The 1,904-nt window shown below is 72.9% G+C and carries 1 protein-coding gene; it reads left to right on the forward strand.

Annotated elements, in window-relative coordinates; translation table 11 throughout:
- Positions 1-16 precede the first annotated feature (16 nt).
- Entirely contained in the window at positions 17-1,468 is a 1,452-nt protein-coding gene (gene rox / locus ACWGH4_RS34695; RefSeq protein ID WP_453467842.1) for a rifampin monooxygenase, read from the forward strand.
- Positions 1,469-1,904: the final 436 nt, after the last annotated feature.

Genomic DNA, 1,904 nt, shown 5'->3' on the forward strand with positions numbered 1-1,904 from the left:
GAATGGGCGTTCTCTTGTGATTGACGTGATCGTGGTCGGCGGCGGACCGACCGGCTTGATGCTGGCCTGCGAGCTGCGGCTGCACGGCGTGCACGTGGTCGTGCTGGAAAGGTTGGCCGAGCCGACCCGGGAGGGCCGTGGGCAGGGTCTGCACACGCGCAGCGTCGAGGTGATGGACCAGCGCGGTCTGCTGGACCGGTTCCTCGCGGTCAGTGAGAGGTTCCAGGTCGGCGGTCTGTTCGGCGGCATCGTCAAGCCGTGGCCGGACGGGCTGGACACGGCGCACCCGTACGGCGTCGCCACCCCGCAGCCGGTCACCGAGCGACTGCTGGGCGAGCGTGCCGTCGAGCTGGGCGTGGAGATCCGGCGCGGCTGCGAGGTGGTGGGGGTGTCCCAGGACGAGGACGGGGTGAGTGTCGAACTGGCGGAGGGGGGTGCCCGCGCCGGCGGGGGCGGTACGCGCCTGCGCTCGCGTTACCTCGTCGGGTGCGACGGCGGCCGCAGCGTGGTGCGCAAGCAGTTCGGTGTGGGTTTCCCCGGCGAGCCCGCCACGGTCGAGACGCTGCTGGGCGAGATGGTGCTGACCGAGGATCCGGCGACGATCGCCGCCGTCGTGGAGGAGGTCCGCAGGACCCAGCTGCGGTTCGGGGCCCTTCCCCTCGGGGAGGGGGTGTACCGCGTCGTCGTGCCGGCCGACGGCGTGTCCGAGGACCGTACGAGCGGGCCGACCCTCGAGGAGTTCCGGCGGCAGCTGCGGGTCGTCGCCGGCACCGACCTCGGCGCGCACTCGCCGCGCTGGCTGTCCCGGTTCGGCGACGCCACCCGGCAGGCCGAGCGCTATCGGGTCGGCCGGGTCCTGCTGGCGGGCGACGCGGCGCACATCCACCCGCCGACCGGCGGGCAGGGGCTCAACCTCGGTGTCCAGGACGCGTTCAACCTCGGCTGGAAGCTGGCCGCCGAGGTCGACGGCTGGGCGCCGGAGGGCCTGCTGGACAGCTACCACGCCGAGCGGCACCCGGTGGGCGCCCGGGTGCTGGACAACACCCGCGCGCAGATCACGCTGCTGGGGACCGATCCGGGTGCGACCGCGCTGCGGGAGCTGTTCACGAGGCTGATGGACTTCGAAGAGGTGAACCGGTACGTGACCGGGATGATCACCGCGGTCGAGGTCCGCTACGACTTCGGCGAGGGTCATGAACTGCTCGGCCGGCGGATGCGGGACGTGCGGCTGAAGCGGGGGCGCCTCTACGAGCTGATGCACGAGGGCCGCGGGCTGCTGCTCGACGGGACGGGCCGGCTGTCGGTGGAGGGCTGGGCGGACCGGGTCGACCATGTCGTCGACGTCGGCGAGGAACTGGACGTACCGGCGGTGCTGCTGCGGCCGGACGGGCATGTGGCGTGGGTAGGTGAGGACCAGCGGGATCTGCTCAGCCGGCTGCCCGTGTGGTTCGGCGCTGCCGCCGGCTGAACACGGGGCGCGGCGGCCGGCTGAGCGCGGGGCGCGGCCCGGGAGGCACGCGGGCTCGTGGTCCGGCTGAGCGTCGCGCGGGCTGGTGGCACTTCTGTGCGGGCCGGGAGGCGGGAGCATCTCCGGCCGGTCGGCGCGGTCCGGTGCCATGCCTCCCGCCCTGGGTGCTGTGCCGCCGGGGGCCGGGCCGGTCACTGTCCGCTGTGGTCGTATCACGGTGCGGTCGGGCGTGAGGGCGCGTCGGGTGGTTGGGGCCGGTGGGACGGGTGGTGCGGTTGCCGGGAACAACCCGGGATGGTTTACCGTTCATCTGTATGTGGTCGCGGAGGGGACAGTGTCCTCGGGCCTCACCTATAGCCCATGGGGAAGATCGTTCGGCTGAAGCCCTGTGGAGCCCTCGCCGAGAGGCGACCGCCCTCCGTGTCCACCCTGTACC

The sequence above is a fragment of the Streptomyces sp. NPDC054847 genome, from assembly GCF_053610925.1.